Source organism: Ruixingdingia sedimenti (genome assembly GCF_031432425.1).
Classification (GTDB): Bacteria; Pseudomonadota; Alphaproteobacteria; order Rhodobacterales; family Rhodobacteraceae; genus Ruixingdingia; species Ruixingdingia sedimenti.
Genome location: NZ_JAVKPH010000005.1, coordinates 98,798 through 124,715 on the forward strand (window position 1 = coordinate 98,798; position 25,918 = coordinate 124,715).

The window sequence follows — 25,918 nt, forward strand, 5'->3', positions numbered from 1 at the left end:
CGCGGGCATGGCCGCATATATCCTTCGCCGGCTGCTGCTGATCGTGCCGACGCTGATCGGCATCATGGTCATCAACTTCACGCTGGTCCAATTCGTGCCCGGCGGGCCGATCGAGCAGATCATCGCCCAGGTGCAGGGGCAGGGCGATGTGTTCGGCGGCTTCGCCGGCGGCGCGGGCGATGCCGGTTCGGCCATGCCGCAGGGCGGGGGGGACGAACGCTATATCGGCTCTCGCGGGTTGCCGCCGGAATTCATCGCCCAACTGGAAAGGGAATTCGGCTTCGACAAGCCGCCGCTGGAACGGTTCCTGACGATGATGGGCAACTACCTGCGCTTCGACTTCGGCCAAAGCTATTTCCGCTCGATCTCGGTCGTGGATCTGGTGCTGGAAAAGATGCCGGTGTCGATCTCTCTGGGCCTGTGGTCCACGCTGATCGCCTATCTGATCTCGATCCCGCTCGGCATCCGCAAGGCGGTGCGCGACGGCACGCCCTTCGACACCTGGACCTCGGGCGCGATCATCGTGGGCTATGCGATCCCGGGGTTCCTGTTCGCCATCCTGCTGTTGGTGCTGTTCGCGGGCGGGTCCTATTTCCGCTGGTTCCCGCTGCGCGGTCTCACCTCGGACGATTTCGAGACGCTGAGCCTGGGGGGAAAGATCCTCGATTACCTTTGGCACATCACGCTGCCGGTGATCGCGTCCACCATTTCGGCCTTCGCCACGCTGACCCTGCTGACCAAGAACAGCTTTCTGGACGAAATCCGCAAGCAATACGTGATGACCGCCCGCGCCAAGGGCCTGAGCGAGGGGCGGGTGCTTTACGGCCATGTGTTCCGCAACGCCATGCTGATCGTCATCGCGGGCTTTCCGGCGGTGTTCGTGTCGGTGTTCTTCGGCGGCAGCCTGATCATCGAGACGATCTTTTCGCTCGACGGTCTGGGCCGGTTGGGGTTCGAGGCGGCGGTGGCGCGCGACTATCCGGTGATTTTCGGCACGCTTTACGTCTTTGCGCTGATGGGGCTGATCGTCGGCATCCTGTCGGATCTGATGTATGTCTGGATCGACCCGCGCATCGATTTTGAACGGCGGGGGGGCTGACCCATGGCGCTGTCGCCCCTGAACCGGCGCCGCTGGCGCAATTTCCGCGCGAACCGGCGGGCCTACTGGTCGCTGATGATCTTTGCGGTGCTGTTCGGCCTGTCGCTGTTCGCAGAGTTCCTTGCGAACGACAAGCCGCTGCTGGTGCGCTATCGCGGCGAGCTTTATGCCCCGATCTTCCGGTTCTACCCCGAAACCGCCTTCGGCGGCGATTTCCAGACCGAGGCGATCTATCGTGACGCCGAGGTGCAGTGCCTGATCGTGGCGGGCGGCATGGAAGACTGCCTCGACGATCCCGAAGGCATCATGTCGGCGATCCACGAAGGCGCCTACAGCGACGGGCTCGAGGGGTTCCGGCAGGGCTGGATCCTGTGGCCGCCGATCCCCTACAGCTACGACACGATCAACGACATCGGCACCACCGCGCCCTCCACCCCCGATGCGCGCCACTGGCTGGGCACCGACGACACCGCGCGCGATGTGTTGGCGCGGGTGATCTACGGGTTCCGCCTGTCGGTGGGCTTTGCGCTGGTCGTCACGCTGACCACATCGCTGATCGGTATCGCGGCGGGGGCGGTGCAGGGCTATTTCGGCGGGCTGACGGACCTGATCTTCCAGCGCGTGATCGAGATCTGGGGCGCGACGCCGAGCCTTTACGTCATCATCATCGTCGCCGCGATCTGGCAGATGGATTTCTGGCTGCTGGTGATCCTGATGACATTGTTCGGCTGGACGGCGCTGGTGGGCGTGGTGCGGGCCGAATTCCTGCGCGCGCGGAATTTCGAATACGTCCGCGCCGCGCGCGCGCTTGGCGTGACGGACCGGGTGATCATGTTCCGCCATGTCCTGCCGAACGCGATGGTGGCGACGCTGACCATGCTGCCCTTCATCATCACCGGCACCATCGGCAGCCTCGCCGCGCTCGACTTTCTTGGCTTCGGCATGCCGTCCTCGGCCCCCAGTCTGGGCGAACTGACCTTGCAGGCCAAACGCAACCTTCAGGCGCCGTGGCTGGCCTTCACCGCCTTCTTCACCTTCGCCATCATGCTCAGCCTGCTGGTGTTCATCTTCGAGGGCGTGCGCGACGCCTTCGACCCGCGAAAGACCTTCCGATGACGCCGGTGTTGCAGGTGGACGGGCTGACCGTCCGGTTCCGTCAGGACGGGCGGGTGTCCGAGGCCGTGCGCGACGTGTCCTTCACCGTCGGGCGCGGGGAAACCGTGGCGCTGGTGGGGGAATCGGGGTCGGGCAAGTCGGTCACGGCGCTGTCCACCGTGGGCCTTCTGCCGGATTCGGCAGAGGTGACGGGATCCATCACCTATCTGGGCCGCCAGATGGTAGGGGCGGATGAACCCGGCTTGCGCGCGGTGCGGGGCAACGACATCAGTTTCATCTTTCAGGAACCGATGACCAGCCTCAACCCGCTGCACACGATCGAAAAGCAGCTGGCCGAAAGCCTTGCCCTGCATCAGGGCCTGCGGGGCGCGGCGGCGCGGGCGCGGATACTGGAACTGCTGGACAAGGTGGGCATCCGCGACGCCGAAAGCCGCCTTGGCGCCTATCCCCATCAGCTGTCGGGCGGGCAGCGGCAGCGGGTGATGATCGCCATGGCGCTGGCCAACGGGCCGGAACTGCTGATCGCGGACGAACCGACCACGGCGCTCGACGTGACGATCCAGGCGCAGATCCTCGACCTGCTGGCCGACCTGAAGGACCGCGAGGGGCTGAGCCTGCTGTTCATCACCCATGACCTCGGCATCGTGCGGCGGATCGCGGATCGGGTCTGCGTGATGCAGGGCGGGCAGATCGTGGAACAGGGGCCGACGGCGCAGGTGTTCGCCGCACCGCAGCACCCCTATACGCAAAAACTGCTGGCCGCCGAACCGAAGGGCCGCCCCGATCCCGTGCCCGCGGACGCGCCCGAAATCGTGCGGACGGAAGGCTTGCGCATCTGGTTTCCCATCACCCGCGGGCTGCTGCGCCGCACCGTGGGGCATGTCAAGGCGGTCAACGCGGCCTCGATTTCCGTGCGGGCGGGGGAAACCCTTGGCATTGTGGGCGAATCCGGGTCGGGCAAGACCACGCTGGCGCTTGGCATCATGCGGCTGATCGCCTCCGAAGGGCCGGTGGTGTTCATGGGCCGCAATGTGCAGGGCCTGCGGGGCAGGGCGCTGCGCAGCCTGCGCCGGCAGATGCAGATCGTGTTCCAGGACCCCTATGGCAGCCTGTCGCCCCGCATGACGGTGGAACAGATCATCGCCGAGGGTCTGGGCGTCCACGGGGTGGAACCGGGCCGCGACCCGCGCCGGATGGTGGCCGACATCATGACCGAGGTGGGGCTCGACCCCGCCACCATGGGCCGCTATCCGCACGAATTTTCCGGCGGCCAGCGCCAGCGCATCGCCATCGCCCGCGCCATGATCCTGCGGCCCCGGCTGGTGGTGCTGGACGAACCGACCTCGGCGCTGGACATGACGGTGCAGGTGCAGATCGTGGGCCTCCTGCGCGAATTGCAGCAAAAGGGGGGGCTGGCCTATCTGTTCATCAGCCACGACCTCAAGGTCATCCGCGCCATGTCGCATCAGGTGATGGTGATGAAGGCGGGCGATGTGGTGGAACAGGGCCCGGCCGATGCGATCTTCGACCGGCCCGCGACCGACTATACCCGCAACCTGATGGCCGCGGCCTTCCGCGACCATCCCGCAGCGGCAGGGGACAAGGGATGAACATCCTTTTCGTCCACCAGAACTTTCCGGCGCAATTCGTCCACCTCGCGCCCGAACTCATCCGCCGCGGCCACCGCTGCCTCGCGCTGACCGACGAGGTGAACAAGCGCGAGACGAAAACCCCCACCGTCCGCTATCGCCACCGCACGCCCCGCCCCGATGGCGCCGTCTGCCGGCTGGGGCGGACCTATACCGAGATGTCCGACCGCGGCATATCCGTCGCCCGCGCCGCCGCCGCGCTGCGCGACAAGCACGGCTTCGCCCCGGACGTGATCTTCGGCCATTCCGGCTGGGGCGAGACGCTGTTCCTGAAAGAGGTCTGGCCCGCGGCGAAGCTGATCATCTATGCCGAATTCTTCTACGGCGCGCGGGGGCGGGATGTCGGGTTCGACCCGGAATTCAGCACGCCCTCGCTCGATCAGGCGATGATCACCACGGCGCGGGCGGCGCATCTGGGGATGGCGATGCTGTCCGCCGATGCGGCGCTGGCGCCGACGAAATGGCAGGCCAGCACCTTCCCGCCGCAGCTGCGCCCGATGATCGAGGTCATCTTCGACGGCGTGGATACCGATGTGCTGCGCCCCGATCCGGCGGCGGTGGCGGTGCTGCCCGACGGCCGGCAGTTCCGCGCGGGCGACGAGGTATTGACCTTCATCAACCGCAATCTCGAACCCTATCGCGGCTACCACATCTTCATGCGCGCGCTGCCCGCGGTGATGGCGGCACGGCCAAACGCGCAGGTCGTCATCATCGGCGGGGATGAGGTCAGCTATGGCGCCGCACCGGCGGAAGGCACCTGGAAGGACCGCTTCCTGAACGAGGTGCGCGACCGGGTGGACCTGTCGCGCATCCATTTCGCGGGCAAGGTGCCGTATCCGGCCTTCGTGTCGCTGATGCAGGTCAGCCGGGCGCATGCCTATCTGACCTATCCGTTCGTCCTGTCCTGGTCGATGCTGGAGGCGATGTCGGCCGGGGCCTGCATCGTCGGTTCGCGTACCGCGCCGGTCGAGGAGTTGATAAAGGACGGGGTGAACGGGCGGCTGGTCGATTTCTTCGACGTCGAGGGCTGGTCCGCGGCGCTGATCGCGGCGCTGGCCGAGCCCGAGGCCCACGCCCCCCTGCGCGCCGCCGCCCGGCGGACGATCCTGCAGGGCGGCTATGACCTGCGCCGCCACTGCCTGCCCGCGATCGCCGATTTCGTGGAACGCGTGGGCCGGGGCTGAGGACCGCCGCCCGCGCGAATGGCGCGCCCCTCCCCCTTCACCTTTTCCCAAATACTCCGGGGGTCCGGGGGCTGGCCCCCGGTTCCGCCAGCGCCCCCCGAACCGCCGCCGGGCATGCGGGCCCGATCAGATCGCCCCGGAATGCCCCGCCTTCGACAGGTCGTAGGCGTCGAACATCCGCGCGACCATGCGGGTCAGGGGCTGGCCCTCGCGGGTGATCTCCAGCGCCTCGGGGCCGAGACGGACCATGCCCTCGAACCGGTCCGCCACCGGCCGCATCAGCGCCGCGAAGCCCGCGGGCGACAGGCCGAAACTGTCCTCCAGTTCCTTCTGCGCCACGCGGAAATCGCACATCAGCGCCTCGATGATCCGCGCGCGCAGCAGATCCTCGCCCTGGAACGCATGGCCGCGGTGCACGGCCAGCTGCCCCGCCCGGATCGCCTTGGTATAGGCCCCCGTGGCCGCCGCATTCTGCGCATAGCCCTGCGGAAAGCGCGAGATCGACGAGGCCCCGAGGCCGAGCAGCACCGGCGCCACATCGTCGGTATAGCCCTGGAAATTCCGCCTGAGTCGCCCCTCGCGCTGCGCCACGGCGAGTCCGTCCTCGGGGCGCGCGAAATGGTCGATGCCGATTTCGGCGTAGCCGTCCCACAGGAACAATTGCCGCGCGACCTCGAACAGCCGCAGCCGTTCCTGCGGCGTGGGCATCGCGTCCGAGGGGATCATCTGTTGCCGCCGGCTCATCCACGGCACATGCGCATAGCCGTAAAGCGCCACCCGGTCGGGCGACAGCGACAGAAGCTTCTGCACCGAATCGGCGATGCGCGCGGGGTCCTGATGCGGCAGGCCGAACAGGATGTCGGCGTTCAGGCTGTGCACGCCGCGGTCGCGGATCATCTCTGCCGCCGCGCGCGTCAGGTCATAGCTTTGCAGCCGCCCGATGGTCTGCTGGATCTCGGGGTCGAAATCCTGCACCCCGATCGAGGCGCGGTTCATCCCCGCCGCCGCCAGCGCGTCGAGCCGCGCCGCGTCGATTTCCGACGGGTCGATCTCGACCGAGAACTCGGCCCCTTCGGCAAGCGGCGTCGTCTCGAAGATCGCATCCGTCAGCCAGCGGATCATGTCGGGCTGCAACAGCGTGGGCGTGCCCCCGCCCCAGTGCAGCCGCGCCAGCCGCACCCCCGCCGGCAGGTGGCGCCGCAACAGCGCCAGTTCCGCGCGCAGGGTTTCCACATAGGCGATGACCGGCGCGTCGCTGCTGGTGCCCTGCGTGCGGCAGGCGCAGAACCAGCACAGCCTGCGGCAGAACGGCACATGCACGTAAAGCGAAATGGCGGACCCCGGGGGGATCTGCCCGATCCAGTCGATATACCGGGCCTGGCCGAACGACGTGCCGAAATGGGGTGCCGTGGGATAGCTGGTATAGCGGGGCACCCGCGCGTCAAAAAGCCCGAGCCGCGTGAGTTGCGATTCAGTGTCCATTGCGATACCTTCTGCCTGTCGGGCCCCGATTGCCTTGACGCAGATCAAACCCGTCAAGCCAGGATCATCTCCCCGTGAAGGACGCAGGCCCGATAGACCACCAGAACTGCGGCGAATGCCCGATCCGGCATCGCGCGGTCTGCGCCCGTTGCGAAACCGACGAACTCGCACAGCTGGAACGGATCAAGTACTACCGCAGCTTTGAGGCCGGGCAGACGGTCGTCTGGTCCGGCGACCGGATGGATTTCGTGGCCTCGGTCGTCTCGGGCATCGCCACGCTGACCCAGACGCTCGAAGACGGGCGGCGCCAGATGGTCGGCCTGCTGTTGCCGTCGGATTTCGTCGGCCGGCCGGGGCGGGAAATCGCGGCCTATGACGTGACCGCGACGACCGATCTGGTGATGTGCTGCTTCCGCAAGAAGCCGTTCGAGGAAATGATGCTGCGCACCCCGCACATCAGCCAGCGGCTGCTGGAAATGACGCTGGACGAGCTTGACGCCGCGCGGGAATGGATGCTGCTTCTGGGTCGCAAGACCGCGCGCGAGAAGATCGCGAGCCTTCTGGCCATCGTCGCCCGGCGCGACGCCACGCTGAAACTGCGCGGGGTCGCGGGGCCGCTGGAATTCGAACTGCCCCTGACGCGCGAGGCGATGGCCGATTACCTGGGCCTGACGCTGGAAACCGTCAGCCGCCAGATTTCCGCCCTGCGGCGGGACTCGGTGATCTCGCTGGAAGGCAAGCGGCGCGTGAGCGTGCCCGATTTCGGCCGCCTGCTGGAAGAGGCCGGCGACGACAGCGATGGCGGCTATCTGAACTGATCCTTCCGGCGGTTGCGCGAGTGGTCAGGGCAGCGCCGGGGGCCAGCCCCCGGACCCCCGGGATATTTATGGACAGAAAGTGAAGGAGGGAGGTCCACAAGACCCGGCCTTCCTCACTTTCTGTCCATAAATATCCCCGCCGGAGGCTCCTGTCCTCTCCTCCCCGCGTTGCCGGCTGGCGGGGAGGGCAAAAGGGGGCAGGGGGGCGGGAACGCCCCCCTTTTTTCGTCAGTGCGCCAGCAGCACCGGCACTTCGGTGATTTCCAGCATGTTGCGCGTCGCGCCGCCCAGGATCGCCTCGCGGAAACGGGAATGGCCGTAGGCGCCCATCACCAGCATGTCGGCGTTCTGGTCGCGGACGTGGCGGGCGAGGATGTCCGAAATGCGCGACATGGTGCGCGCGAGGACCGACACCTCGCTGCTGACGCCCTGGCGGGCCAGCCACTGGCTGAGCATCCCGCCGGGGTCGGACCGTTCGGGGCCATGCGCGGGCGGGTCGATGATGGCGATGTTGACGCTGGTTGCCTTTTTCAGCATCGGCAGCGCGCGGCGGATCGCCACCAGCGCCTCGGACGACTGGTTCCAGGCCACCACCACCCGGCGCGGGGGGGCAGAGATGTCGGCGCCCTCGGGCACCACCAGCACCGGGGCCTGGCCGTCGAACAGCGCGGCTTCCAGCGCGGCCTCTTCCTCGGGGCCGCGGGCCTCGCCATAGGGTTTGGGCAGGACCACCAGATCCGCGAATCGCGACGCCTGCGCCACCAGGGGCCCGAGCCCGCCAAGCTGCGCCACCGCGCTGTCGACGCCCCACCGGATGTCCTCGCGCCCCAGCCGGTCGCGGGAAAGTTGTTCCAGCGCCGCCGCCTGGGCCTGTGCGGCCTCCATCGACTGCTGATAGATCACCGCGCTGGCGCCGGGGTAGAAATAGCCGATCTGCGTGCGGTCGACGCCGAGCGTCAGCACGTCGAGATGTGCATCCTCGCGCCGGGCCAGCGCCACGGCGGCCTCGAGCGCGCCGGCCCGCACCGCGGCGGGGGCGTCCTGATCGGCGGTCAGGATGGTGAGAAGGGTCTTGTAAGCCATTGGATCGCCTCCCGGTCGAATGTGGACTCAGTCTGCCGCCCGAGATTGACCCGTGCATTGACCTTGATCAAGGACCGATCGCGCACGGGAAGGCGAAAGCTTGACATGGATCAAGGCGGCTTTGCGCGCGCGCGCTAAGGGATGAGCCTGTCGAATAGCGCCCGGGCGGCACCGCCGGACCGGGCAAGACGAAGGGACGCACAATGTGGGATTACGTTAAACTTGTTGCGCTCGGCCTGATCGCGCTGCTTGCGGCGATCGCGGCCAACTATGCGCACGACGATCTCGCCTATCAGGTCAACGCGATCACCGTCATGCTCGTCGCCGGCGGCCTGTTCCTCTGGACGCTGCGGCGTACGGGCGAGCCCGGCACCCCCATCCTCCAGACCGAATATGCGGATGGTGTGGTGCGGGCGGGTGTGATCGCCACCGCCTTCTGGGGGGTGGTCGGCTTTCTGGTCGGGGTTTTCATCGCCTTTCAGCTGGCATTTCCGGTACTGAATTTCGAATGGGCGCAGCCCTACATGAACTTCGGCCGCCTGCGGCCGCTGCATACCTCTGCGGTGATCTTCGCCTTCGGCGGCAACGGGCTGATCGCGACCTCGTTCTATGTCGTGCAGCGGACCTCGGCCGCGCGGCTGTGGGGGGGCAACGCGGGCTGGTTCGTGTTCTGGGGCTACAACCTGTTCATCGTCCTGGCGGCGACGGGCTATGTTCTGGGCGCCACCCAGTCCAAGGAATATGCCGAGCCGGAATGGTACGTCGACTGGTGGCTGACCATCGTCTGGCTGGTCTATCTCGCGGTGTTCCTGGGCACGATCATCAAGCGCAAGGAGCCGCATATCTATGTGGCCAACTGGTTCTACCTGTCCTTCATCGTGACCATCGCGATGCTGCATGTGATCAACAACCTGTCCATGCCGGTGTCGGTCTTCGGGTCGAAATCGGTGCAGGTGTTCGCGGGCGTGCAGGATGCGATGGTGCAGTGGTGGTACGGCCACAACGCGGTGGGCTTCTTCCTGACCGCGGGCTTCCTGGGCATGATGTATTACTTCGTCCCGAAACAGGCCGAACGCCCGGTCTACAGCTACAAGCTGTCGATCATCCACTTCTGGGCGCTGATCTTCCTTTATATCTGGGCGGGTCCGCACCACCTGCACTATACCGCGCTGCCGCAATGGGCGGCGACGCTGGGCATGGTGATGTCGGTCATCCTGTGGATGCCGTCCTGGGGCGGCATGATCAACGGGCTGATGACGCTTTCGGGCGCCTGGGACAAGCTGCGCACCGACCCGATCATCCGCATGATGGTGGTGGCCATCGGTTTCTACGGCATGTCCACCTTCGAAGGCCCGATGATGTCGATCAAGGCCGTGAACTCGCTCAGCCACTACACCGACTGGACCATCGGCCATGTGCATTCCGGCGCGCTCGGCTGGAACGGCATGATCACCTTCGGCGCGCTCTACTATCTGACGCCGAAACTGTGGAACCGCGAGCGGCTCTATTCGCTGCGGCTGGTGGAATGGCACTTCTGGCTCGCCACCATCGGGATCGTTCTCTATGCGGCCTCGATGTGGGTCACGGGCATCATGGAAGGGCTGATGTGGCGCGAGGTGGATGCCAACGGCTTCCTCGTCAACGCCTTCGCCGACACCGTTTCCGCGAAGTTCCCGATGTATGTGGTGCGCGCGCTGGGCGGGACGCTGTTCCTGCTGGGCGGGATCATCATGTCCTACAACCTGTGGATGACCGTCCGCGCGCAGCCTGCCAAGGCGACGACGCATTCGGTCGTCCCCGCTGAATGAGACCGGAGACAGCCAATGGCCTTTCTTGACAAGCACAAGAAGATCGAGACGAATGCCACGCTGCTGCTGGTGCTCAGCTTTCTGGTCGTGACCATCGGCGGGATCGTCGAGATCGTGCCCCTGTTCTACCTTCAGAACACCATCGAGAAGGTGGAGGGTGTGCGGCCCTACAGCCCGCTCGAACTGGCGGGGCGCGACATCTACGTCCGCGAGGGCTGCTATGTCTGCCACAGCCAGATGATCCGCCCGATGCGCGACGAGGTGGAACGCTATGGCAACTACAGCCTGGCGGCCGAATCGATGTACGACCACCCGTTCCAGTGGGGGTCCAAGCGCACGGGCCCGGATCTGGCACGTGTGGGCGGGCGCTATTCGGACGAATGGCATGTGGACCACCTGAAGGATCCGCAATCCGTGGTGCCGGAATCGGTGATGCCGAAATACGCGTTCCTGGCGCGGACCCCGCTGGACGGCCGTTATATCGGCGACCTGCTGCGCACCCACCGCATGGTCGGCGTGCCCTATACCGACGACATGCTGGACAACGCCGTGGCCGACTTCAAGGCCCAGGCCGACCCGGATGCCGATTGGGACGGGCTTCTGGAACGCTATCCGGGGGCGCAGACGCGCAACTTCGACGGCCAGCCGCAGCTGACCGAGATGGATGCGATCATCGCCTATATGCAGGTGCTGGGCACGATGGTGGATTTCTCCACCTACACCCCGGACAAGAGCCGGTAAGGGGGCGCGGATGGAACTCTATACACTGCTGCGCCATTTCGCCGACAGCTGGGCGATGCTGGCACTGCTGCTGGTGTTCCTGGGGGTGGTCGTCTGGGCCTTCCGCCCGGGCAGCCGCCGCACCCATGACGACGCCGCGAATGCGATCTTCCGCAATGACGACCGCCCGGCGCGCGACAGCGACGCGCCGGCGACCGGAGCCAGCATGAAGGAGGCGTGGAAATGAGCGCCAAGCAGACCAACCGCAAGCCCGGCGAGGTGGAAACGACCGGCCACACCTGGGACGGGATCGAGGAACTGAACAACCCGCTTCCGCGCTGGTGGCTCTGGGTCTTCTACCTGACCATCCTGTGGGGGATCGGCTACACGATCGCCTATCCCGCCTGGCCGCTGGTGACGCGCGCGACCGAGGGGGCGCTGGGCTATTCGGTGCGCGAGGAGGTGGCGAACGAGATCCAGCGGTTCAACGACATGAACGCGCCGATCCGCGCCCGGCTGGAAGCGGCGGACCTGACCGAGATCACCGCCGATCCCGAACTGCGCCAGTTCGCGACCCAGGCGGGCGCGGCGGTGTTCCGTACCTGGTGCGCGCAGTGCCATGGTTCGGGCGCGGCGGGGGTGCAGGCGTCGGGCTATCCGAACCTGCTGGACGACGACTGGCTCTGGGGCGGCGATATCGAATCGATCCACGCCACCGTCACCCACGGCATCCGCAACACTACCGACGACGACGCGCGCTATTCCCAGATGCCGGCCTTCGGCGACATGCTGGAAAAAGCGGAAATCGACCAGGTGGTGCAGCATGTGCTGGCGCTGTCGGGGCAGGCGCATGACGCCACGCTCGCCACGGCGGGGGAAACGGTCTTTGCCGACAACTGCGCCTCCTGCCATGCCGAGGACGGCACCGGCGACCGCGCGCAGGGCGCGCCGAACCTGACCGATGCCATCTGGCTGTACGGCGGCGACGCCGCGGCGCTGACCGCGACCGTGACCAATTCCCGTTTCGGCGTGATGCCGAACTGGAACACCCGCCTGTCCGAGGCCGACATCCGGTCCGTCTCGGTCTATGTCCACGGGCTCGGCGGCGGCGAATGATGCCGGCCTGAGCCAGAAATTCCCCGGGGGCGACTCCGGGGAAAGCGCCGGCGCCCCTTCCGGTTCGCGCGTTTCCGGGGTGCCGGCGTACCCAAATTCCCGCAGGACGCGTTGCCGCAGGGACGTGATGCCACACAGAGGCCGCCCGCAGAAACATATATGTTGGATCAGGTTTTTTCCGACGCAGGTCAAGGTGTTCCCGCCTGACGCGCCCCTTCCAACAGCCCACCAGCCGGAGTCGTGACGTGAATTCCGAAGCCTCCCCGCCAGACAGCCTTTATGCCGCGCGCGAACCGATCTTCCCCCGCCGCGTGAAGGGCGCCTTCCGCACGCTCAAATGGTGGATCATGGGGGTGACGCTGGGCATCTACTACCTGACGCCCTGGATCCGCTGGGACCGCGGGCCGAACCTGCCCGATCAGGCGGTGCTGGTGGATCTTGCGCATCGCCGCTTCTTCTTCTTCATGGTCGAGATCTGGCCGCACGAATTCTATTTCGTCGCGGGCCTGCTGATCATGGCGGGCCTCGGCCTTTTCCTCTTCACCTCGGCGCTGGGGCGGGTCTGGTGCGGCTATGCCTGCCCGCAGACGGTGTGGACGGACCTGTTCATCCTCGTCGAACGCTGGATAGAGGGCGACCGCAACGCCCGCCTGCGCCTGCACCGGCAGAAATGGAACGGCGAAAAGATCCGCAAGCGGCTGGTCAAATGGGCGGTCTGGCTGCTGATCGGGCTGGCGACCGGCGGGGCCTGGGTGTTCTATTTCACCGATGCGCCGACGCTCGCCCGCGATCTGGTGGCGCTCGACGCCCATCCGGTCGCCTATCTGACGATGGCCTTTCTGACCGCCACCACCTTCGCCTTCGGCGGCTTCGCGCGCGAACAGATCTGCATCTATGCCTGCCCCTGGCCGCGGATCCAGGCGGCGATGATGGATGCCGACACGATCACCATCGCCTATCGCGAATGGCGGGGCGAACCGCGCGGCAAGCTGAAGAAGGGCGCGGCGGCGCCCGATGCCGTGCAGGGCGACTGCATCGACTGCATGGCCTGCGTGAACGTCTGCCCGATGGGGATCGACATCCGCAACGGCCAGCAGATGGCCTGCATCACCTGCGGGCTGTGCATCGACGCCTGCAACGACATCATGGACAAGATCGGCAAGCCGCGCGGGCTGATCGACTATCTGGCGCTGACGGACGAAACCGCCGAACGCGCGGGCAAGCCGCCGAAATCGGTGTGGAAACATGTATTCCGGCCGCGGACCGTGGTCTATACCGTGCTTTGGGGCGGGATCGGCATCGGGCTGATCGTGGCGCTGTTCCTGCGCACGGCGATCGACGTGAACATCACCCCGGTGCGCAACCCGCTTTATGTCACGCTGTCCGACGGGTCCATCCGCAACACCTATGACATGCGGCTGCGCAACAAGCACGGCGAGGCCCGCGATTTCCACCTGTCGGTGGCGGGCGACGGCGATCTGCACCTGTCGCTGGAAGGGGCAGAGGCGCTGCATGTCTCGGTTCCCGCGAACGAGACGCTGACGCAGCGCGTCTACCTGACCGCGCCCGCCGGATCCGCCGCGGCGCAGGAACACCGGTCGGGCCTGACGCTGTGGATCGAGGATCCGGTGTCGAACGACCGGGTGAGACAGGACACCATCTTCAACGGAAAGGGGAACTGACATGGCCGAGATCACGGGGCGCAAGGTCTTCTTCTTCACCGCCGGGGCCTTCGGCGTCATCATCGCGGTGAACCTTGTGCTGGCCACGCAGGCGGTGCGCACCTTCCCGGGGCTGGAGGTGAAGAATTCCTACATCGCCAGCCAGACCTTCGACGCCGAACGCGCGGCGCAAGAGGCGCTGGGCTGGCAGCTGGACTATGGCTATGATGCCGGCGCCAGGGAATTGCGGCTGTCGTTCACCGAGGCCGGAACCGGCCATCCCGCCGAGGTGGCCGACATGTCGGTTCTGGTCGGCCGCGCGACCGAGGCGCGCGACGACCAGACCCCGCAGTTCGTGCGCGAGGCGGGGGCCTTCGTTGCGCCGCTGACGCTCGGCCCCGGCAAATGGCTGCTGCGGGTCGAGGCGCGGGCCGCCGACGGGACGCGGTTCCACCAGCGGCTCGACCTCTTCGTGAAGGGCTGATGCGATGACCAGCGCCGCCGACCTGCCGCCCCCCCGTGCGATGCCCGCCGCCTGCCCGGCCTGCGTCGTCGCGCCCTCTGCCGAACGGCTGGCGCAACTGGCGGCGCCGCAGGCCGCGCGGCTGATGCTGTCGTTGCCCACGGCGCATTGCGCGGCCTGCATTTCCACGGTGGAAACGGGGTTGCAGCGGCTGCCCGGCGTGCATTCGGCGCGGGTGAACCTGACGCTCAAGCGCGTTCTGGTGGAGGCGGACGCAGAGATGACGGCGCAGGACCTGATCCCCGCGCTGGCCCGGCTGGGGTATGAGGCGCATGAGCTGGACGCGGGCGTGCTGTCCGTCACCGATGGCGACCGGCAGGGACGCGACCTGCTGATGCGGCTGGGCGTCGCCGGTTTCGCGATGATGAACGTCATGCTGCTGTCCGTCGCCGTCTGGTCGGGGGCGGAGGATGCGACGCGCGACCTGTTCCACTGGATTTCCGGCGCCATCGCGCTGCCCACGGTGGCCTTTGCGGGCCAGCCGTTCTTCAAATCCGCCTGGGCGGCGCTGAAGGCCGGGCGGCTGGGGATGGATTTCCCGATCTCGCTGGCGCTCGTGCTGGCGTCGTCGATTTCGGTCTACGAGACGTGGCATTCCGGCCATCACGCCTATTTCGACGCCGCGGTGATGCTGACCTTCTTTCTGCTGGGGGGGCGGTATCTGGACCACCGTACCCGCGCTGTGGCGCGATCCGCGGCGCAGGAACTGGCCGCGCTGGAGGTGCCGCGCGCCATCCGGCTGTCGGAGGGGGCAGAGGTCACGGTGCCGGTGGCGGAACTGGCGGTGGGCGATCTGGTTCTGGTGCGCCCCGGCGGGCGGGTGCCGGTGGACGGCGTGGTGACGGCCGGCACGTCGGAAATCGACCGCAGCCTGCTGACCGGCGAAAGCCTGCCCGCCTTTGCCGGCCCCGAAACCCCGGTCAGCGCGGGCGAGGTCAACCTGACCGGCCCGCTGACGGTGCGGGTGACGGCGGCGGGCAAGGACACGTCGCTGCACCGCATGGCCGATCTGGTCGCCATCGCGGAAAGCGCGCGCACGCGGTATACCAGTCTGGCCGACCGGGCGGCGCGGGCCTATTCGCCGCTGGTCCATATCCTGTCCTTTTCGGCCTTCGGCTGGTGGATGTGGCAGACGGGCGGCGATGTGCGCCATGCGATCAACATTTCCGCCGCGGTGCTGATCATCACCTGCCCCTGCGCCTTGGGCCTTGCGGTGCCGGCGGTGGTCACGGCGGCCTCGGGGCGGCTTTTCCGCAAGGGGCTGCTGATCAAGTCCGGCACGGCGCTGGAACGGCTGGCAGAGGTCGACACGGTGGTTTTCGACAAGACCGGCACGCTGACCATGGGCACGCCCGCGCCGGTGAATCTGGACGACCACCCGCGCGCCGATCTGGAACTGGCGGCGGCGCTGGCGGGGGCGTCGTCGCACCCCCTGGCGCTGGCGCTGGCGCGGGCCTGTGCGGATGCGGGCATCCGCCCTGCGGGGGGGGAGGATCTGCACGAGGTTCCGGGCTATGGCGTCGAGGGCCGCTGGCAGGGCCGCCGCGTGCGGTTGGGCCGTGCGGGCTGGGTGGGCGCCGATCCGCTGGCGGTGACGGCGACCTGGCTGCACCGGGGCGACGACGCGCCCGCCCGCGCCTTCACCTTTGCCGACAGCCTGCGGCCGGGGGCAGAGGCGGCGGTGGCGGGGCTGCGCGCGCAGGGCAAGCGGGTCTGGCTGATTTCCGGCGACGCACCCGGCGCGGTGCGGGATCTGGCCGAACGGCTGGGCATCGACGACTGGCAGGCAGAGGCTTTGCCGCAGGAAAAGGCCGCCAAGGTTGCCGCTTTCGCGGCCGAGGGGCGCAAGGTGCTGATGGTGGGCGACGGGCTCAACGACACGGCGGCGCTTGCGGCGGCGCATGTGTCGGTCTCGCCGGCCTCGGCGCTGGATGCGGCGCGGGTGGCGTCGGACATCGTGTTGCTGGGCCGCGACATCGCGCCGGTGGCCGATGCCGCGCGCATCGCCGGGCAGGCGACCCGGCGGATCAAGGAAAACTTCGCCATATCGGGCCTTTATAACGTGGTCGCGGTGCCGATCGCGCTGGTCGGGCTGGCGACGCCGCTCTGGGCCGCGCTGGCGATGTCGCTGTCGTCCATCACCGTGTCGCTGAACGCGCTGCGGCTGAAATAGGGGGAAAGATGGAAATCCTCGGTATCCTCATTCCGGTGTCGCTGTTTCTGGGCGGGCTCGGCCTGCTGGCCTTCTTCTGGTCGCTGAAGAACCGCCAGTACGAAGATCCCCGCGGCGACGCCGAACGCATCCTGACCAGCGATTGGGACGACGCCCCGAAACCTTGAGCGCCTAGGCCCTGACGCCTTTGGCCTTGCCCTCGGGCAGGGCAGCGCCTAAGCGGGTTGCCATGCGGATTCTGTTTCTTGGCGATGTGGTGGGCCGTGCGGGCCGGCAGGCGGTGGCGGAACGGCTGCCGGGGATGCGCGCGGACTGGGGGCTCGATTTCGTCGTGGTCAACGGCGAAAACGCCTCCAGCGGCGCGGGCCTGACTGCGGCGCATGCCAAGGCGCTGCTGGCCGCGGGGGCGGATTGCCTGACCTTGGGCGATCATGCCTTCGATCAGCGCGACATGCTGGCCTTCATCGAACAGGAACCCCGCATCCTGCGCCCGCTGAACTATGCCAAGGCGGCGCCGGGCAAGGGGGCGCGGCTGTTCACCGCGACGCAGGGGCGCAAGGTGCTGGTGGCGCAGGCGCTTGGCCAGGTGTTCATGAAGCGGCCCTTCGACGACCCGTTTTCCGCCGTGGCGGCGGTGTTGCAGGCGCATCCTCTCGGCGGGCTGGCGCAGGCCACCCTCATCGACATGCATTGCGAGGCGACGTCGGAAAAGATGGCGATGGGCCATTGGTGCGACGGGCGGGCGAGCCTTGTGGTCGGCACCCATACCCATGTGCCGACCGCCGATGCGATGATCCTGCCCGCCGGCACCGCCTATCAGACCGATGCCGGGATGTGCGGCGACTACAATTCCGTCATCGGCATGGACAAGGCCGAACCCATGCGCCGCTTCATCACCCAGATGCCCTCCGGCCGGTTCGAGCCCGCGGGCGGCCCCGCCACGCTGTCGGGGGTCTATGTGGAAACCGACGACCGCACCGGCAAGGCCACCCGGGTGCGCATGATCCGCGTCGGCGGGCGGCTGGAACCGTCGCTGCCCTGACCCCCGGGGCGAGCCTTGCTTGATTTGGCGCAAATCTCTGCTAGGAAAGTCGAGATTATCCTCCGCAGGGCCCCATGATTGGAATTGAATTCTCGCAGACCACGCAGGCGATCCTGGCCCTGGTGATTCTCTTCGGCATGTTCGCGCTGTTCCTGCGCGAAACCTATCCCGTCGAGGTCGTGGCCATCGCGGGCGTCGCGGTGATGCTGGTGCTGGGGATCCTGCCCGTGAACCAGGCCATCGACGCGTTGTCGAATTCTGCCCCCTGGACCATCGCGCTGATGTTCATGATCATGGGCGGGCTGGTGCGGACGGGCGCGGTAGAGATGCTGGTCGGCATCGTCAGCCGGCATGTGGACGATCACCCGAAGCTGACGGTGATCGGGCTGTTCGGCTTCGTCGCCGCGGTATCGCCCTTCATGAACAACACGCCGCTGGTGGCGGTGATGATCCCGGTGGTGATCCAGCTGGCGGTGCGCCTCGGCACCGCGCCGTCCAAGATGCTGATCCCGCTCAGCTATATGACGGTCATGGGCGGGATGATCACGCTGATCGGCACCTCGACCAGCATCCTTGTCGATGGCGTCGCCCGCAAGAGCGGGATGGCCCCCTTCGGCATCTTCGAGATCGCCCCCCTCGGCATCGTGATGACGGTCGTGGGCGGGCTGTTCCTTGCGCTGATGGCGCGCAAGCTGCTGCCGGAACGGCAGTCGATGGGCACGTTGCTGGCCGACCGGCGCAAGATGAAATACTTCACCGAACTCGCGGTGCCCGAAGGCTCGGTGCTGATCGGGCAGAAGGTGCTCGACATCGACCTGTTCAAGCCCGACGGCGTGCGGGTGATCGACGTGCTGCGGGGCGACGCCTCGCTGCGCCGCGATCTGGCGGCGGTGGAACTGGAGGCCGGCGACCGCGTGGTGCTGCGCACCGAGATGACGGAACTTCTGGGCCTGAAGGGCCGCAAGGAACTGGTGCTGGTGGACAAGCTGTCCTCGGTGCGCACGGAAACGGTCGAGGTTCTCATCACGCCGGGCTGCCGCATCACCGGCCAGCGGTTGGGGGCCCTGCGCCTGCGCCGGCGCTATGGCGTCTATGTTCTGGCCGCCCACCGGCGCAGCCAGAACATCGGCCGGCAGCTGGACGATCTGGTGGTGCAGGTGGGCGACACGCTGCTGCTGGAAGGCGCGATAGAGGACATCCAGCGGCTGGCCGCCGACATGGATCTGGTCGATTTCAGCCGCCCCACCATCCGCGCCTTCCGCCGCCACAAGGCCCCCATCGCCATCGCCGCGCTGGCCATGGTGGTGATCCTGTCGGCCGTCGATGTGGCGCCGATCCTTGCGCTGGCGGCGGTGGGGGTGGCGCTGATCCTCGTCACCCGCTGCGTGGACCCCGACGAGGCGCTGTCCTTCGTGGACGGGCGGCTGCTGGCGATGATCTTTGCCATGGTCGCGGTGGGCGCGGGGCTGGAACATTCCGGCGCGGTGGTGATGATCGTGAACTGGATGGAGCCCTTCCTGCGCACGCTGCCGCCGATGCTGCTGATCTTCTTCGTCTATCTTCTGGGGTTGATCCTGACGGAATTCCTGTCGAACAACGCCGTGGCGGTGCTGTACACCCCGGTCGCGATCGCGCTGGCGCAGGAACTCGGCTACGATCCGCGGCCCTTCGTGGTGGCGGTGATGTTCTCGGCCACGCTCGCCTTCGCCACGCCGATCGGCTATCAGACCAACATGATGGTCTACGGTCCCGGCGGCTACAAGTTCTCGGATTACATGCGGGTGGGGATTCCGCTGAACATCCTCACCTGTATTCTGGCAACGCTGCTGATCCCGGTGTTCTGGCCGCTGTAGAAGGGAAACCCCATGCGCCCCGCCATGTTCCTGCCCCTGACCGCGCTTCTGGCCGCCTGTGCGGGCGGTGCGGTGGCCCGGCCGCAGCCGATTGCGGCAGAGGTCATCCGCGCCGTGCTGGTGGTGCACATGTCCGACGGCGGGCGCTGCGTGGCGCTGAACCCGGTGGCAGAGGGTGCGGGACGGTTCGGCAACTGCCCCGACCTGTCGTGGCGGCTGACCGCGGATCCGCAGGTCAACCCGCTGCGCCGGGTGATCGAGGAGGGTCTGGGCCTTCTGGGCGCGCGGGACGTGTTGCAGCCGATGGGGCTGATCGAGGTCGCGGATGCGGCGGGCCGGGTGACAAGCTTCGTCTCGCCGCCCCCCGACCGAGGACGCTAAGCGGCAGGGTTGCGGCCCGCCCGGCGCGTGCCTTATAGAAACCCCGTTCAGATCCACCGGGGGAAACCATGGCCGGCCATTCCAAATGGGCCAACATCCAGCACCGCAAGGGCAAGCAGGATGCGGCGCGTTCCAAGATGTTCTCGAAGCTGTCGAAGGAAATCACCGTCGCGGCAAAGATGGGCGACCCCGACCCCGACAAGAACCCGCGCCTGCGGCTGGCCGTCAAGGCCGCCAAGGCGCAGTCCATGCCCAAGGACGTGATCGACCGCGCGATCAAGAAATCGCAGGCCGGGGATGCGGCGGACTATACCGAAATCCGGTACGAGGGTTACGGCCCCAACGGCATCGCCGTGATCGTCGAGGCGATGACCGACAACATCAACCGCACAGCGTCGAACGTGCGCAGCTATTTCGCCAAGAACGGCGGCAACCTGGGCGCGACCGGCTCGGTCAGCTTCATGTTCGACCGGGTGGGCGAGATCACCTATCCCGCCGCTGCCGGGGATGCCGACACGGTGATGATGGCGGCGCTGGAGGCCGGCGCGGACGACGTGGATTCGGACGCGGACGGCCACTGGATCTACTGCGCGATGGAAAGCCTGTCCGAGGTGTCCGAGGCGCTGGAAAAGGCCCTGGGCGAATCGACCGAATCGAAGCTGATCTGGCGGCCGCAGAACCGCACCAACGTCGATCTGGAAACCGCGCAGAAGCTGATGAAGCTGATCGACACGCTGGAAGACGACGACGACGTGCAGACGGTCACGGCGAATTTCGACGTGCCCGAGGACGTGGCGGCGAAACTTTGATCCGCCCATGACCGCCGCGGCACTGTCGGGGTTTCTGACCGGGCTTGGCCTGATCGCCGCCATCGGGGCGCAGAACGCCTTCGTGCTGCGGCAGGGGTTGCGGCGCGAACATGTGCTGGCGGTGGTCGCGGTCTGTGCGCTGTCGGATGCGGCGCTGATCGCCGCCGGGGTGGCGGGGGTGGGCGCCGCCGTCACGCGCCTGCCCTGGCTGGCAGAGGCGATGCGGTGGGCCGGCGCCGCCTTCCTGTTCGCCTATGGCGCGATGCGGTTCCGCGCGGCGCTGCGCGGGGGGCTGGCGCTGATGCCCGCGCCGGGCGACGGGCAGGGCCTGGGGCGGACCATCGCCATGTGCCTGCTGTTCACCTGGGCCAACCCGCATGTCTATCTGGATACGCTGCTGCTGATCGGGGCGGTGTCGGTGCAGCATGCGCCGCACCAGACCGCCTTCGGGATCGGGGCGGGCGTGGCCTCGGTCGTGTTCTTTTCCGCGCTCGGTTTCGGGGCGCGGCTGCTGGCGCCGGTCTTTGCCCGCCCCCGCGCCTGGGTGGTGCTGGAACTGCTGGTGGGCCTGCTGATGTGGGCGCTGGCGGCGGGGCTGGCGTTCGGCTGACCCTGCCGAAGGGGGCTTGCCGCCGCGCGGGGGATCGTCTTTGGTGGCCCCATGACCGAGACCCCCGCCCCCATCACACAGAACCGGCCGCTGGAAGGCGTGCTCTGGATGCTGGCCGCGGGGCTGACCTTCGTGGCCGTGAACGGCACCGTGCGCTGGCTGGGGACCGACCTGCCGGCGGCGCAATCGGCCTTTCTGCGCTTTGCCTTCGGCGTCGTCATCCTGCTGCCGACGCTGGCGGGCGTCCTGCGTGCGGGCGTGCCGCGCGGGGCCTGGCCGCTGGTGGCGGGGCGCGGGGCCATCCATACGGTGGCGGTGATCTGCTGGTTCTATGCGATGGCGCGCCTGCCGGTGGCAGAGGTGACGGCGATCGGCTTTCTCAACCCGGTCTGCGTGACCTTGGGCGCGGTGGTCTTTTTCGGCGAAAAGCTCGCCTTCCGTCGGATCGTGGCGGTGCTGGTGGCGTTGCTGGGCGCGCTGATCGTGCTGCGCCCGGGCCTGCGCGAGATCGAGCCCGGCCATCTGGCGCAGCTTCTGGCCGCGATCTGTTTCGGCGGGTCCTACCTGTTCGCCAAGCGGCTCAGCCAGATGGTCGGCGCGGCCACCGTGGTGGCGCTGATGTCGCTGTCGGTCACGCTCGGCCTGCTGCCCTTCGCGCTGGCCGCCTGGGTGCCGGTGACGCCGACGCAGCTGGCGGCGCTGGCGGTGGTGGCGGGGGCGGCGACGGTCGGGCATTACTGCATGACCCGCGCCTTCATCGCCGCGCCCATGGCGGTGACGCAGCCGGTGACGTTCCTGCAACTGATCTGGGCCAGCCTTCTGGGCGTTCTGGCCTTTGCAGAGCCGGTGGACCTGTATGTCCTTCTGGGCGGCGGCGTGATGATCGCCGCCATCAGCTATATCACCTGGCGCGAAACGGTGCTGCGCGGCCGCGCCGTCACCCCACCTCCCGACGCGCCGCGGGTCTAGGGGCGGCGCCCTCGCGCGGGTCCAGCAGGCGGGCCATCACGTCGGCGGCGGTGATCTGGCCGACGATCGCGCCGCCTTCCGTCACCACCACCCGCGCCGCGCCATCGCGCAGCGCCGCCATCACCGCGCGCACCGGCGTATCGGCGGGCAGGCTGGCGGGGCAGGGGGCGGCAGGCCCGCGCACCATCACGTCGCGCGCGCGCAGCACGCCCAGAGGGTTCATATGCGCCACGAAATCCGCGACATGGGCCGAGGCCGGGGCCGCCACGATGTCCGACGCCCGCCCCGTCTGCACCAGCCGCCCGTTTTCCATCAGCGCGATGCGGTTGCCGATGCGGAATGCCTCGTCAAGGTCGTGGCTGACGAACAGGATCGTGCGTTTCAGCCGGGCCTGAAGCTCCAGCAACTCATCCTGCAACCGGGTGCGGATCAGCGGGTCGAGCGCGGAAAAGGGTTCGTCCATCAAGAGGATCGGTGCGTCGGTCGCGAAGGCGCGGGCAAGGCCCACGCGCTGCTGCATGCCGCCCGACAGCTCGCCCACCTTGCGGCCGGCCCATTGCGTGAGCCCCACCAGATCCAGCTGCGCCGCCACCCGTTCGGCGCGCTCGGCCCGCTTCACGCCCGCGAGTTCCAGCCCGAGGCCCACGTTTTCCGCCACCGTGCGCCAGGGCAGCAGGCCGAACTGCTGGAACACCATCGCCACCCGCGACAGCCGCAGTTGCCGCAACTGCGCCGGGGCCGCATGGGTGACGGACATCATGCCCTTGCCGTCATGCACCCGCACCTCGCCCCGCACCACCGGCGTCAGCCCGTTGACCGCGCGCAGCAGCGTGGACTTGCCCGACCCCGACAGGCCCATCAGCACCACGATCTCGCCCGCCGCGACCGACAGCGAACAATCGTGCACCGCCACCACCTGTCCGGTCGCGGCCTGCACATCGGCCCGCGCCCGGCCCTCATCCACCGCCGCCAGCGCCGCCCCCGGCCGGTCGCCGAAGACGATGGACACATTGTCGAATTCCACCACGTTCATCGCCGCGCCACCCGCAACATGCGATCCAGAACGATCGCCACCACCACGATCACCAGCCCGGCTTCGAAGCCGAGCGCGGTGTTCACCGAATTCAGCGCCCGCACCACCGGCACGCCCAGACCGTTCGCCCCCACCAGCGCCGCGATCACCACCATCGACAGCGACAGCATGATGGCCTGGTTCAGCCCCGCCATGATCTGCGGCAGGGCATGGGGCAGTTCGACCTTGACGAGCCGCTGGAAGGGCGTCGCGCCGAAGGCGGTCGCGGCCTCCATCAGGGCAGGGGGGGTGGACCGGATGCCGAGGCAGGTCAGCCGGATCGGCGCGGGCAGCACGAAGACCACCGTCGCGATCAGCCCCGGCACCATGCCGATGCCGAAGAAGCCGATGGCGGGAATGAGGTAGACGAAACTGGGCAGCGTCTGCATCAGGTCCAGCACCGGGGTCAGCGCCGCATGCAGCCGCGGCCGATGCGCCGCCGCGATGCCGATCGGCACCCCCACCGCCATGCACAGCAGGCAGGCCGTCAGCACCAGCGTAAGACTTTCGGTGGTGGCTTTCCAGTAGCCCTGGTTGAGGATGAACAAAAGCCCCGCCGCCACCACCGCGCAGGTCTTCCACGACCGTTGCAGCACCCAGGCCAGCGCGGTGAACAGCGCCACCATGACCAGCGGATGCGGCGTCTGCATCAGATGCAGCAGCGCCTCGATCATCGCGGTCAGCGTGTCGGACAGCGCGTCGAAGAACCCGACGGCGGCGGATTGCAGCGCGTCGAAACCCGCCTTGGCGGTGCGCCCGACGGGGATCTTGTGGTCTTGCAGCCAGTTCAGCGGGTCCATCCCGGCCCTTTCGTCTGTGGCGCCCCGCCGGCGGGCGGCGGGGCCGCCGGTGTCAGTTCAGCGCGGCGGTCACGGCGGCCCTGGCATCGCCGCCGTCCCTGGTCGTCACGCCCGCAAGCCAGCCGTCCAGCACGCCGGGGTTCTGCGCCAGCCACGCCTTGGCCGCCGCCGCCGGTTCCGCGCCATCGTTCAGGATCGCCGCCATGATCTCGTTTTCCAGCGTCAGGCTGAATTCGAGGTTGCTCAGCAGCGCGCCCACATTGGCGCATTCGGCGGCATAGCCCTTGCGGGTGACGGTCATCACCTCGGCCCCGCCGAAATCGGGGCCGAACACCTCGTCGCCGCCGGCCAGATAGGTGATGTCGTAGGCGGTGTTCATCGGATGGGGTTCCCACCCCAGAAAGACCACGGGCTTGCCCTGCCGCGTCGCGCGGTCCACCTGCGCCAGCATCCCCTGTTCGGAACTTTCGGCCAGTTCGAACCCCTTGAGCCCGAAGTTGTCGGCCGCGATCATGTCGAGGATCAGCCGGTTGCCGTCGTTGCCCGGCTCGATGCCATAGATCTTGCCGTCCAGTTCCTTCGCCTTGCCCGCGATGTCGGCGAAATCCCTGATGCCGATCGCCGCGCCCGGCGCGTTGGTCGCCAGCGTGTATTTCGCGCCCACGAGGTTCACGCGCAGGGTGTCGATGGTGCCCGCCTCGCGGTAGGGGGCGAAGTCGGCCTCCATCGAGGGCATCCACAGACCCAGGTACACGTCGATGTCGCCCGCGGCCAGCGCGCTGAACGTCACCGGAAGCGACAGGACCTTGAGTTCGGTTTCATAGCCGAGCGCATTCAGGATCACGGTGGTGACGCCCGAGGTGGCGGCGATGTCGGTCCAGCCCGGTTCGGAAAAGACCACCTTGTCGCAGGCGGCGAAGGCGGGGGCGGCAAGGCCCGCGAGGGTGGCGGCGAAAAGCGTGGTGCGGATCTGCATCCGGGTCTCCTGGGTTCTTTTGATTGACGGATCAATCAACGGCGTCTAGTGTCGCAAAAGGGTGATTCCCGGCGACGGGGGTATTTTGCCGAAAATCGGGGTGGAGCCTATCCGAAAGGCTGCGCTGGTCAAAGCCACGATTGTCGAAATCGGGCAGGCCGGCGGTTTGGATGTCACTGTCAGCCAGATCGCACGGCGCGCGGGCATGTCCCCGGCGCTGGCGCATCACTATTTCGGCGGCAAGGAACAGATGTTTCTGGCGGCGATGCGGCATGTGATGGCGCTTTATGCCGCAGAGGTGCGCGGCGCGCTGGCGGTGGCAGAGGGGCCCGAGGCGCGGCTGACCGCGATCTTCCGCGCGTCCTTCAGCCCGGCGAATTTCCGGCGCGAGGTGGTGGGGGCCTGGCTGAACTTCTGGGTGCTGGCCCGCACGGTCCCCGAGGCGCGGCGGCTGCTGAACATCTATCACCGGCGGCTGCATTCCAACCTGCTGGCCTGCCTGCGCCCGCTGGTCGGTGCCCGCGCCCCCGCGCTGGCCGATGGCCTGGGGGCGATGATCGACGGCGTCTATCTGCGCCAGGCGCTGCGGCAGGGCGCGCCGGATGGCGCGGCGGCGGTGGCGATGCTGGCGGCCTATGTGGCGGCCGAACGCGCTCGGGGGAAATGATCGGGTTCGTGCTGCCGCTCTGTCTGGCGAAGGCGCGTGCCTTCGCCATGGCGATACAGATGCCGCTGCCCCGGCCGGGGGCCCAAAGCCCCCGGCCAGCGCCCGCCCCGCCCATGGCGGGCGCTGGCCTTTCCATTTCTCCCGGCATCTCCGCCCCTGCGGCCCTGTCGCGCGACGGGCGGGGGAAACGCGGTGCGTTTCCTCTTCCCGCCCGGCCGGAGCGTGGGCGAACCATGCAGGTCAGCCCACCGAATCGGCCGAGCCCCACCCGTCTTGCAGTCGGCGGGGCGGCAGGCGGACTGTGCCC

Annotated in this window: 25 protein-coding genes; 20 read left to right on the forward strand and 5 right to left on the reverse strand. The window is 67.8% G+C overall.

Annotated features, from left to right (window positions below):
- Window positions 1-7 precede the first annotated feature (7 nt).
- The 4 genes from RGD00_RS06405 to RGD00_RS06420 are packed head-to-tail and all read left to right on the forward strand — an operon-like array spanning window position 8 to window position 5,048.
- Window positions 8-1,099, forward strand: coding sequence for a microcin C ABC transporter permease YejB (locus RGD00_RS06405; RefSeq protein WP_310456474.1), 1,092 nt, complete (start codon window positions 8-10; stop codon window positions 1,097-1,099).
- Between the two features lie 3 nt (window positions 1,100-1,102).
- The gene (locus RGD00_RS06410; RefSeq protein WP_310456475.1) at window positions 1,103-2,215 is read left to right on the forward strand and encodes an ABC transporter permease; all 1,113 of its coding nucleotides are present in this window, start codon (window positions 1,103-1,105) and stop codon (window positions 2,213-2,215) included.
- Window positions 2,212-3,825 (forward strand): ABC transporter ATP-binding protein, encoded by a 1,614-nt coding sequence (locus RGD00_RS06415; protein WP_310456476.1) that lies wholly within the window; start codon window positions 2,212-2,214, stop codon window positions 3,823-3,825. Before RGD00_RS06410 ends, RGD00_RS06415 begins: the two co-directional genes overlap by 4 nt.
- Window positions 3,822-5,048: a glycosyltransferase gene (locus tag RGD00_RS06420; RefSeq protein ID WP_310456477.1), complete on the forward strand. Its 1,227-nt coding sequence runs from the start codon at window positions 3,822-3,824 to the stop codon at window positions 5,046-5,048. The genes RGD00_RS06415 and RGD00_RS06420 overlap by 4 nt, the downstream gene beginning before the upstream one ends.
- Window positions 5,049-5,174: 126 nt before the next feature.
- Here RGD00_RS06420 and hemN read toward each other — a convergent pair whose 3' ends face one another.
- On the reverse strand, window positions 5,175-6,530 hold the full coding sequence (hemN, locus tag RGD00_RS06425) for an oxygen-independent coproporphyrinogen III oxidase (protein WP_310456478.1): 1,356 nt from the start codon (window positions 6,528-6,530) through the stop codon (window positions 5,175-5,177).
- Window positions 6,531-6,604: 74 nt separating this feature from the next.
- Here hemN and fnrL point away from each other — a divergent pair, with 74 nt between their 5' ends.
- Window positions 6,605-7,348: a transcriptional regulator FnrL gene (gene fnrL, locus RGD00_RS06430; protein WP_310456479.1), complete on the forward strand. Its 744-nt coding sequence runs from the start codon at window positions 6,605-6,607 to the stop codon at window positions 7,346-7,348.
- A 228-nt stretch (window positions 7,349-7,576) separates the two neighbouring features.
- Here fnrL and RGD00_RS06435 read toward each other — a convergent pair whose 3' ends face one another.
- On the reverse strand, window positions 7,577-8,431 hold the full coding sequence (locus tag RGD00_RS06435; protein ID WP_310456480.1) for a universal stress protein: 855 nt from the start codon (window positions 8,429-8,431) through the stop codon (window positions 7,577-7,579).
- A gap of 203 nt (window positions 8,432-8,634) precedes the next feature.
- Between RGD00_RS06435 and ccoN the strand changes: the two genes are divergently transcribed.
- The 14 genes from ccoN (at window position 8,635) to RGD00_RS06505 (ending at window position 22,096) form a co-directional block, all read left to right on the forward strand.
- Window positions 8,635-10,239, forward strand: coding sequence for a cytochrome-c oxidase, cbb3-type subunit I (ccoN, locus tag RGD00_RS06440; RefSeq protein ID WP_310456481.1), 1,605 nt, complete (start codon window positions 8,635-8,637; stop codon window positions 10,237-10,239).
- A gap of 15 nt (window positions 10,240-10,254) precedes the next feature.
- Window positions 10,255-10,980, forward strand: coding sequence for a cytochrome-c oxidase, cbb3-type subunit II (ccoO, locus tag RGD00_RS06445; protein ID WP_310456482.1), 726 nt, complete (start codon window positions 10,255-10,257; stop codon window positions 10,978-10,980).
- Between the two features lie 10 nt (window positions 10,981-10,990).
- A complete protein-coding gene (locus RGD00_RS06450) occupies window positions 10,991-11,206 on the forward strand; it encodes a cbb3-type cytochrome c oxidase subunit 3 (RefSeq protein WP_310456483.1) in 216 nt (71 codons plus the stop codon).
- Window positions 11,203-12,075 (forward strand): cytochrome-c oxidase, cbb3-type subunit III, encoded by an 873-nt coding sequence (ccoP, locus tag RGD00_RS06455; RefSeq protein ID WP_310456484.1) that lies wholly within the window; start codon window positions 11,203-11,205, stop codon window positions 12,073-12,075. The genes RGD00_RS06450 and ccoP overlap by 4 nt, the downstream gene beginning before the upstream one ends.
- Window positions 12,076-12,320: 245 nt before the next feature.
- Entirely contained in the window at window positions 12,321-13,757 is a 1,437-nt protein-coding gene (gene ccoG / locus RGD00_RS06460) for a cytochrome c oxidase accessory protein CcoG (protein ID WP_310456485.1), read from the forward strand.
- Between the two features lies 1 nt (window position 13,758).
- Window positions 13,759-14,220: a FixH family protein gene (locus RGD00_RS06465; protein WP_310456486.1), complete on the forward strand. Its 462-nt coding sequence runs from the start codon at window positions 13,759-13,761 to the stop codon at window positions 14,218-14,220.
- 4 nt (window positions 14,221-14,224) lie between these two features.
- Entirely contained in the window at window positions 14,225-16,432 is a 2,208-nt protein-coding gene (locus RGD00_RS06470) for a heavy metal translocating P-type ATPase (RefSeq protein ID WP_310456487.1), read from the forward strand.
- An 8-nt stretch (window positions 16,433-16,440) separates the two neighbouring features.
- Window positions 16,441-16,599, forward strand: coding sequence for a cbb3-type cytochrome oxidase assembly protein CcoS (gene ccoS / locus RGD00_RS06475; RefSeq protein ID WP_310456488.1), 159 nt, complete (start codon window positions 16,441-16,443; stop codon window positions 16,597-16,599).
- Between the two features lie 62 nt (window positions 16,600-16,661).
- Window positions 16,662-17,474: a TIGR00282 family metallophosphoesterase gene (locus RGD00_RS06480; RefSeq protein WP_310456489.1), complete on the forward strand. Its 813-nt coding sequence runs from the start codon at window positions 16,662-16,664 to the stop codon at window positions 17,472-17,474.
- Window positions 17,475-17,548: 74 nt separating this feature from the next.
- A complete protein-coding gene (locus tag RGD00_RS06485) occupies window positions 17,549-19,327 on the forward strand; it encodes an SLC13 family permease (RefSeq protein WP_310456490.1) in 1,779 nt (592 codons plus the stop codon).
- Between the two features lie 12 nt (window positions 19,328-19,339).
- Window positions 19,340-19,708, forward strand: a complete 369-nt coding sequence (locus tag RGD00_RS06490; protein ID WP_310456491.1) for a hypothetical protein — start codon at window positions 19,340-19,342, stop codon at window positions 19,706-19,708.
- A gap of 68 nt (window positions 19,709-19,776) precedes the next feature.
- Complete coding sequence (locus RGD00_RS06495; protein ID WP_310456492.1) at window positions 19,777-20,517, forward strand: YebC/PmpR family DNA-binding transcriptional regulator; 741 nt, start codon at window positions 19,777-19,779, stop codon at window positions 20,515-20,517.
- Window positions 20,518-20,524: 7 nt separating this feature from the next.
- A complete protein-coding gene (locus RGD00_RS06500; protein ID WP_310456493.1) occupies window positions 20,525-21,127 on the forward strand; it encodes a LysE/ArgO family amino acid transporter in 603 nt (200 codons plus the stop codon).
- Window positions 21,128-21,178: 51 nt separating this feature from the next.
- The gene (locus RGD00_RS06505) at window positions 21,179-22,096 is read left to right on the forward strand and encodes a DMT family transporter (protein ID WP_310456494.1); all 918 of its coding nucleotides are present in this window, start codon (window positions 21,179-21,181) and stop codon (window positions 22,094-22,096) included.
- Here the strand turns inward: RGD00_RS06505 and choV are convergent.
- The 3 genes from choV to choX all read right to left on the reverse strand — a co-directional run bounded on the left by choV (window position 22,065) and on the right by choX (window position 24,944).
- Window positions 22,065-23,129: a choline ABC transporter ATP-binding protein gene (choV, locus tag RGD00_RS06510; RefSeq protein ID WP_310456495.1), complete on the reverse strand. Its 1,065-nt coding sequence runs from the start codon at window positions 23,127-23,129 to the stop codon at window positions 22,065-22,067. The two genes, RGD00_RS06505 and choV, sit on opposite strands and share 32 nt — an antisense overlap.
- Window positions 23,126-23,959, reverse strand: a complete 834-nt coding sequence (gene choW / locus RGD00_RS06515) for a choline ABC transporter permease subunit (RefSeq protein ID WP_425603382.1) — start codon at window positions 23,957-23,959, stop codon at window positions 23,126-23,128. Before choW ends, choV begins: the two co-directional genes overlap by 4 nt.
- Before the next feature lie 61 nt (window positions 23,960-24,020).
- Window positions 24,021-24,944 carry a choline ABC transporter substrate-binding protein gene (gene choX / locus RGD00_RS06520; RefSeq protein WP_310456497.1) on the reverse strand — a complete coding sequence of 308 codons (924 nt, stop codon included), beginning with the start codon at window positions 24,942-24,944 and terminating at the stop codon, window positions 24,021-24,023.
- Window positions 24,945-25,029: 85 nt separating this feature from the next.
- Between choX and betI the strand changes: the two genes are divergently transcribed.
- Window positions 25,030-25,611 (forward strand): choline-binding transcriptional repressor BetI, encoded by a 582-nt coding sequence (gene betI, locus RGD00_RS06525; protein ID WP_310456498.1) that lies wholly within the window; start codon window positions 25,030-25,032, stop codon window positions 25,609-25,611.
- The last annotated feature ends 307 nt before the right edge of the window (window positions 25,612-25,918 follow it).

Bases quoted from the DNA above. Each gene is read 5' to 3' on its own strand.
- RGD00_RS06405 (WP_310456474.1), top strand. From the start codon at position 8: ATGGCCGCATATATCCTTCGCCGGCTGCTGCTGATCGTGCCGACGCTG.
- RGD00_RS06410 (WP_310456475.1), top strand. From the start codon at position 1,103: ATGGCGCTGTCGCCCCTGAACCGGCGCCGCTGGCGCAATTTCCGCGCG.
- RGD00_RS06415 (WP_310456476.1), top strand. From the start codon at position 2,212: ATGACGCCGGTGTTGCAGGTGGACGGGCTGACCGTCCGGTTCCGTCAG.
- RGD00_RS06420 (WP_310456477.1), top strand. From the start codon at position 3,822: ATGAACATCCTTTTCGTCCACCAGAACTTTCCGGCGCAATTCGTCCAC.
- hemN (WP_310456478.1), bottom strand. From the start codon at position 6,530: ATGGACACTGAATCGCAACTCACGCGGCTCGGGCTTTTTGACGCGCGG.
- RGD00_RS06435 (WP_310456480.1), bottom strand. From the start codon at position 8,431: ATGGCTTACAAGACCCTTCTCACCATCCTGACCGCCGATCAGGACGCC.
- ccoN (WP_310456481.1), top strand. From the start codon at position 8,635: ATGTGGGATTACGTTAAACTTGTTGCGCTCGGCCTGATCGCGCTGCTT.
- ccoO (WP_310456482.1), top strand. From the start codon at position 10,255: ATGGCCTTTCTTGACAAGCACAAGAAGATCGAGACGAATGCCACGCTG.
- RGD00_RS06450 (WP_310456483.1), top strand. From the start codon at position 10,991: ATGGAACTCTATACACTGCTGCGCCATTTCGCCGACAGCTGGGCGATG.
- ccoP (WP_310456484.1), top strand. From the start codon at position 11,203: ATGAGCGCCAAGCAGACCAACCGCAAGCCCGGCGAGGTGGAAACGACC.
- RGD00_RS06465 (WP_310456486.1), top strand. From the start codon at position 13,759: ATGGCCGAGATCACGGGGCGCAAGGTCTTCTTCTTCACCGCCGGGGCC.
- RGD00_RS06470 (WP_310456487.1), top strand. From the start codon at position 14,225: ATGACCAGCGCCGCCGACCTGCCGCCCCCCCGTGCGATGCCCGCCGCC.
- ccoS (WP_310456488.1), top strand. From the start codon at position 16,441: ATGGAAATCCTCGGTATCCTCATTCCGGTGTCGCTGTTTCTGGGCGGG.
- RGD00_RS06480 (WP_310456489.1), top strand. From the start codon at position 16,662: ATGCGGATTCTGTTTCTTGGCGATGTGGTGGGCCGTGCGGGCCGGCAG.
- RGD00_RS06485 (WP_310456490.1), top strand. From the start codon at position 17,549: ATGATTGGAATTGAATTCTCGCAGACCACGCAGGCGATCCTGGCCCTG.
- RGD00_RS06490 (WP_310456491.1), top strand. From the start codon at position 19,340: ATGCGCCCCGCCATGTTCCTGCCCCTGACCGCGCTTCTGGCCGCCTGT.
- RGD00_RS06495 (WP_310456492.1), top strand. From the start codon at position 19,777: ATGGCCGGCCATTCCAAATGGGCCAACATCCAGCACCGCAAGGGCAAG.
- RGD00_RS06500 (WP_310456493.1), top strand. From the start codon at position 20,525: ATGACCGCCGCGGCACTGTCGGGGTTTCTGACCGGGCTTGGCCTGATC.
- RGD00_RS06505 (WP_310456494.1), top strand. From the start codon at position 21,179: ATGACCGAGACCCCCGCCCCCATCACACAGAACCGGCCGCTGGAAGGC.
- choV (WP_310456495.1), bottom strand. From the start codon at position 23,129: ATGAACGTGGTGGAATTCGACAATGTGTCCATCGTCTTCGGCGACCGG.
- choX (WP_310456497.1), bottom strand. From the start codon at position 24,944: ATGCAGATCCGCACCACGCTTTTCGCCGCCACCCTCGCGGGCCTTGCC.